Origin of the sequence: Acetobacter sp. P5B1 (assembly GCF_018811985.1) — a bacterium.
Classification (GTDB): domain Bacteria; phylum Pseudomonadota; class Alphaproteobacteria; order Acetobacterales; family Acetobacteraceae; genus Acetobacter; species Acetobacter cerevisiae.
The window spans coordinates 1-5,613 of sequence record NZ_JACRVS010000051.1; the positions used below are offsets into that span (position 1 = coordinate 1).

The 5,613-nt window shown below is 56.8% G+C and carries 6 protein-coding genes and 1 pseudogene; 1 reads left to right on the forward strand and 6 read right to left on the reverse strand.

Going from position 1 to position 5,613, the window contains the following annotated elements; genetic code table 11:
* Window positions 1-282 (reverse strand): annotated as a pseudogene (locus tag KP703_RS14985) (replication protein); the annotation flags it as partial.
* Window positions 279-536: a mobilization protein gene (locus KP703_RS14990; RefSeq protein ID WP_029603324.1), complete on the reverse strand. Its 258-nt coding sequence runs from the start codon at window positions 534-536 to the stop codon at window positions 279-281. The pseudogene KP703_RS14985 and the gene KP703_RS14990, both read right to left, overlap by 4 nt.
* A 219-nt stretch (window positions 537-755) precedes the next feature.
* Between KP703_RS14990 and mobQ the strand changes: the two genes are divergently transcribed.
* Entirely contained in the window at window positions 756-1,787 is a 1,032-nt protein-coding gene (mobQ, locus tag KP703_RS14995) for a MobQ family relaxase (RefSeq protein ID WP_215755507.1), read from the forward strand.
* A 37-nt stretch (window positions 1,788-1,824) separates the two neighbouring features.
* Here mobQ and KP703_RS15000 read toward each other — a convergent pair whose 3' ends face one another.
* The 4 genes from KP703_RS15000 to KP703_RS15015 form a co-directional block, all read right to left on the reverse strand.
* The gene (locus KP703_RS15000) at window positions 1,825-3,597 is read right to left on the reverse strand and encodes a Hint domain-containing protein (RefSeq protein ID WP_215755508.1); all 1,773 of its coding nucleotides are present in this window, start codon (window positions 3,595-3,597) and stop codon (window positions 1,825-1,827) included.
* 150 nt (window positions 3,598-3,747) lie between these two features.
* The gene (locus KP703_RS15005) at window positions 3,748-4,185 is read right to left on the reverse strand and encodes a DUF29 domain-containing protein (protein WP_373687508.1); all 438 of its coding nucleotides are present in this window, start codon (window positions 4,183-4,185) and stop codon (window positions 3,748-3,750) included.
* Window positions 4,182-4,781, reverse strand: coding sequence for a helix-turn-helix domain-containing protein (locus KP703_RS15010; RefSeq protein WP_215755510.1), 600 nt, complete (start codon window positions 4,779-4,781; stop codon window positions 4,182-4,184). The genes KP703_RS15005 and KP703_RS15010 overlap by 4 nt, the downstream gene beginning before the upstream one ends.
* Window positions 4,782-5,109: 328 nt before the next feature.
* The coding region (locus tag KP703_RS15015) for a replication protein (protein WP_215755511.1) at window positions 5,110-5,613 on the reverse strand (504 nt) is incomplete at its 5' end.

Genomic DNA, 5,613 nt, shown 5'->3' on the forward strand with positions numbered 1-5,613 from the left:
ATACCCCCCGCCAAACGCCACCAGAACGAGCAGGAAGGCCGTCAGGCCCGTCCAGAGTAGAGATGAACGTATTTCCGCCTGAGCGGCCTGTAGCGCCTTCTGTGAGGCTCCTGTGGCCTGTTTAAGAGCAGCCTTCATTTCGGCCGACAGGGCCTGTTCCTGCTGGTTCCGGGCCGCCTGATCGGACCGGACGGCCCGGAGTAGTCGGTTTGTCTCCGCCATTTCCCGGCCGAGCTGGTCGAACGCGGCCAGCCCGTCATCCAGCTCGCGTTCGTCGGTCATGACTGATCAGGTTCCGGCTTCTGCCACCCCTCGAACGCCTTGTGGTCGTGGTCGCGGGTGATGCGTTTCATCAGTTCGTCAATGACCCGTCCGAAGCGTTCATCTTTCCCGGCCGCGTCGATCAGCAGCCCCCCGAGAATGACCTTCCGCCGGGTGTCCAGCTTGCGTTCCTCGGCGTTCTGTCTGGCGAGCAAAGCCTGATACCGGGCCTTGGCCTGCTCGACCTGCTGTTTTGCCTTCTCGATGGGTGTCATTTTTCCTCCCGCACCAAGTGGGTGCAATGGTCTGTTGTGTTGTGATTTCCATTCTCGCGTGACCCTGTTGAGGATACCCGATTTTTCGGAAGTTTTCTTGATTCATCGTGGAGCGCAAACAACCCTTGCGACGAAGGAGTGAAGGGCGCACTTTAGCATTGTTCCAATGCGTGCGTCAGGGATGTTCCTTCCCTGAACCCTTACTGAACGGAGCGAGGCGTGGCGATCTACCACCTGTCCGTCAAATCCATCTCGCGCTCGGCCGGTCGCAGCGTCGTGGCTGCTGCTGCCTATCGTGCTGGTCAGGAACTGACGGACGAGCGGCAGGGACTGACGCACGACTACACCCGCAAGCAGGGGGTAGAGGATGCGTTCATCGTGGCCCCGGATGGCGCGGACTGGGCGCAGGACCGGAACGCTCTGTGGAACGCAGCCGAGGCGGCCGAGAAGAGGAAGGACGCCAAGACCGGCCGGGAATATGAGCTGGCGTTACCAGTCGAGCTGGACGCGGGCGCACGGAAAGAACTGGCCCGGGATTTCGCCCGTGAACTGGTGGAGCGGTACGGGGTGGTGGCCGATGTGGCGATCCATGAACCCGGCCGGGAAGGGGACAACCGGAACCATCATGCCCATATCCTCACCACGACCCGGACGGCCGGGGCGGACGGGCTGGGAGCCAAGACGCGGGTTCTGGACGTGGCCAGCACCGCCTCGGCAGAGATCGAGCATATGCGGGGTGTGTGGGCGCGGCAGGTCAACACGGCGCTGGAACGGCACCAGGTCGAACAGCGGGTGGATCACCGGAGTTTCGAGCGCCAGGGGAAGGAACAGGAGCCGACCTGGCATATGGGCGTGTCAGCGACCGCCCTAGAGCGTCAGGCGGGCCGCGAGATCCCCGGCCGGGGGCCGCTGACGGATCTCGGGAAGCAGAACGCGGAGATCCGAGAGCGAAACCGGGCTCTGGAAACGGCCCGCAAGGCCGTGGAGAAGGCCTCGGCGCTGTTCTCCGGCCTTGAGAAGAAGGCCCGGCTAGCGGTCGGTCTGGCCCGGAAGATCGGGCAGCGGATGGAGCGGGAGAGGGAGGCCGAGCGCCAGAGGAAGGAGTTGGTACGTCAGGCTGAAATCAGACGCCAGCAGGACATCCGGGCGGCTGAAGAAGCCAGGAAGGCTGCTGATCTGGAACGCAATCGCTCGAAAGGTCTCTCCAGAGGGCGAAGTCGCCGCTCTGATCGGGGATATGATCCCTGGTGATTCTGTCCTGGGTCCTGACCCAGGACAGAATAGAACATCAGGCCTTCAGAGCGTGATTCTCGGAGAGCGTTTCGTCCAGGATATACGGACCTGCGGCTTTGACTTCGATTGCCATCAGGGCGAGGGCTCCTGGTGCGCGTTCTCCCAAGGGGAGCAAAGCATTGCCGCTGGTCCAGCGCATGGTTCCCTCTTCCACGTTGCTCCAGCCGGAGAGCTGGGCATCATGGAGGTGATCGGTCAGAGTGCGTGTTCTGTTGCTTTCGAACAGGGTAACCGTTCCAACCAGAACACCCAGCTGGCGGCGGTCATTGACAAAGGGGCCGATCACATCACAGGGGCGGCTAGCATTGGAGATGATCCGGACGTTTTCAACTCCGCTGGGGATCATGAACATGACCCGTCCGTTGTTTTCACGTGCCGGCCGAATGACTGCTCCTGTATCCGTGGTCAGGTGCAGGTCACTTTCGTTTGTCAGAGGGCGGGCTTCTGTCTGGATCGCAAAGCCAGCCTTGTCCGCACGGTTCTCGATGTTGCGGAAGAGAGGCTCGACCGTTTCTCTGGAGACTGTCAGGGGGGCAGAGGCATCATCCCAGCTCAGGTTGCGGCTGCTACCGATCGAGACGACATTCCCCTTATGGGAGAAGGTGCTGCGGTTTCCGGCATCGAGGTAGCTCTCAGTGAGCATGCCATCGGCTATGATGACCGAATGGACTTCGGTTTCGATGTGGTAGTAGTCGTAAGACGTGAGGGACTTGTCGAAGTAGATGGATCTACCGTTCACAAGCATGCGGGCCGGGACGAACTTTCCATCGAAGAACAGGCAGTGCTCCGCCGTGATCAGCATGTCCTTGAACGGAACTCCGTCCGAGATGGCATCCTTGAGGATGCGGACCGGGTAGCCTGCCTCATCATCAGGAAGATGGGCACGAACGTTGCAGTGTGCCTGACCGGTCCAGGTCACGCGACGAGGCGTCGCAACACCATCAACATACGCAATGATTTCATCACCAACACTCACTTCTTCAACGGCCTTCGTGCCATGCGGCGTGCTGATAAGGCTGCCGGGGAGGAAGCAGACAAGAGAGGCTGTATTTCCTAAGCTGTTTTGTGATGTTGCGCTAATATATAGGTTTCCATCGCTTGTTTGTTGATAAAGGGAATTATCTTCTGAAGTATAGTCACCATTTATTTCTATAGTTAATCCTGTATCAAATGTAATGCTTGTGGTTGTTCCATTGTATGTTGAGTTTGTAACTTTAGATGCTCCTGTAATTTCAATTGTAGAGCCTGCGTTACCAAAACCAGTTATATTACTAAATGTTAAAAGTGTAAGATTGGAAGATGGATTTATTAATAGTGTACCTCCACCATCTCCAAAAGTAATGCTTTGTCCTGATAAGGCTGTAATTACATCAGTGCTTCCATCAATGGTTCCCATATTGAGGGTTCCACCGTTTTCTATGGTATAAGTAGATCCGCTTAGAGCTGAAATTCCTCCTGAACCTGTTATATTAATTGTTCCACCATTAGCAATAAATGATGATCCAGTTAGGAGTCCTATTAAAGATGACCCTACATCTACTGTAACATTTGCGCCATTTTCAGATTGAACAATATATGGGTTAATTGCATTTATTAAAGCAGGAGCGAAAGAAATAGATGCGGTTACATCGCTTCCAGAGAAAACAGCTTCACCGCCACCACTTGATGCAATACCAAGAGCGTAAACTGTTGGAAAAAGCTGATAACTACCGCTTGTTGTAATTGGATTACTTGTATCGTGAACGTAAGAGTATATTGCGGTTGACATTGTAATCTCCACTATTAATCGTTTTTCAAATTATACCAACCGTTAATTGATCAAACTCATAATGGGATACGGGTATTCCTGCCAACGTAGAGAACCAATAGGTTCGCGTCATTGGTATGGGTTTCAGCAAGCAACGGCTGGTATTAAAGGTTAGGCTTCAGGCCAGAAATTTTCATCCATCATCTGATTGAATAACCATGGGCAGGTTGATGGAAATGTGTTCTCGGACAATCCCGTTTCTAGTGCAGCGTCACGGCGAGCGCGGCGATAGGCGGTTTCTACGCTGGCTTCCAGCACGCTCTGCAAGCTCGGATTGTCGGCCAGATGATCAGTGAGCGCATCACGGGTGTTGGCAATCGAGAGACGCCATGAAGCACCACGGCGTATAGGCTGGAACTCCCATTTGAGCAGGTGAAGAAGCAGTATAGTCAGACGACTGATAAGTTCACGCTTCTCGGATTTTCCCATGCTCTCGATTTCCTCGGCGATGTGTTCAAGATCCGCCTCGGACAGCTTCCCAGCGCGTAGCAGGCTGGCCTGCTCGTTGGTCCATGCGTAAAAATCATGGTTGTAAAGGGTGCTGCTCACGACGCACCCCCTTGGAGAAGTTCGAGTTGCATGGGTGGCCGGGTTTCCGCGGCCTGTGCTTTGCGGACGTCCAGCGAGCCGTTCCATGCCACATGCGGGTTGATGAAATACACGGCCACGCCTCGGCCCTGCATTCCCTCGATTTTGCGGCGTTCGCGGCGGATCACGCCCATTTTCTCCAGCGTCCCCATGATGCGGCTGATGTGGTTCGAAGTGCATCCGACTTTCTCGGCGAGCTGGTCACGTGTGAGTAGGATTTCGCCGGTATCCTGCCGGAGATTAACCAACACCAGATCGAAGACATGGCGCACCTGATGCGGCCGATCATCGGACGGCAAGGCACGAATAGCATCCCAGATGGCGATAGTTTGGTTGCGGCTCAACATGATGAAACCTCCCGGCCAAAGCCCTTCGGTGGTGTCTGGTCGCGCGGCTTTCTGGAGCGCGTAAGTAACCCTTGAGATGGCTAAACGTGCCTCTCCGGGCAAATGCTTCAGGAGTTCTTCGGACAGAAGCGAGAGCTGTTCGGCCACCTGTGCCGCTTCCTCTCGTTCGGAGCGTTGCTGGTGGGTAGTGAGGCGCACAATCTGGGCCATGTTTCGCTCCCTGTGGAGAACCTGTTTTTAGGTGCCGAGCTCTGGCACTAATAGGTGCCAGATTCCGGCACCTAAAACAACCTGTTTTCCCTGCTTCCCTGCGGAGTGTGGCGATCCCTAAGAAAGAGAAAAGAATCTAATCCCCCTGTTGTCCCCCCTTTTTCCAGTGGAAAACTGCCATTTCGGGGTCTGTTCCGGCGCCCTGCGGGCGGGCTACGCCGCTCCCGCTCCGCGCTCACCCGGACCCTGTGACGTTGGCAGAATCGGGCAAGAGAAAATGGCTCAGGAAGCGATAAGGGGCTGGATGGCTTTCCCCATCCTGTGACGGTCAGGGGAGATACCAGCCGGTTACGTTCCCCTTGGCGTCCGCGTTTGGGAAGCAGACCGTGCCGCCTTTCTGGCGTTCCGTGGTCCAGCCGTTCCCCTGGCACAGGGACAGCAGGTCGAGGCTGCCCCGTCGATCGAGGCCATAAGCCCGCTGTCCGGCCGGGGTGTTCGCCCAGCTGGCGGCCGCCTCCTGATTCCGGGCTTTCTGGTATCCGTCCGCGTGCCCGGTGTCCCATCCAGCCCGCTGGCCGAAGACATACCCCCCGCCAAACGCCACCAGAACGAGCAGGAAGGCCGTCAGGCCCGTCCAGAGTAGAGATGAACGTATTTCCGCCTGAGCGGCCTGTAGCGCCTTCTGTGAGGCTCCTGTGGCCTGTTTAAGAGCAGCCTTCATTTCGGCCGACAGGGCCTGTTCCTGCTGGTTCCGGGCCGCCTGATCGGACCGGACGGCCCGGAGTAGTCGGTTTGTCTCCGCCATTTCCCGGCCGAGCTGGTCGAACGCGGC

Bases quoted from the DNA above. Each gene is read 5' to 3' on its own strand.
- KP703_RS14990 (WP_029603324.1), bottom strand. From the start codon at position 536: ATGACACCCATCGAGAAGGCAAAACAGCAGGTCGAGCAGGCCAAGGCC.
- KP703_RS15000 (WP_215755508.1), bottom strand. From the start codon at position 3,597: ATGTCAACCGCAATATACTCTTACGTTCACGATACAAGTAATCCAATT.
- KP703_RS15010 (WP_215755510.1), bottom strand. From the start codon at position 4,781: ATGGCCCAGATTGTGCGCCTCACTACCCACCAGCAACGCTCCGAACGA.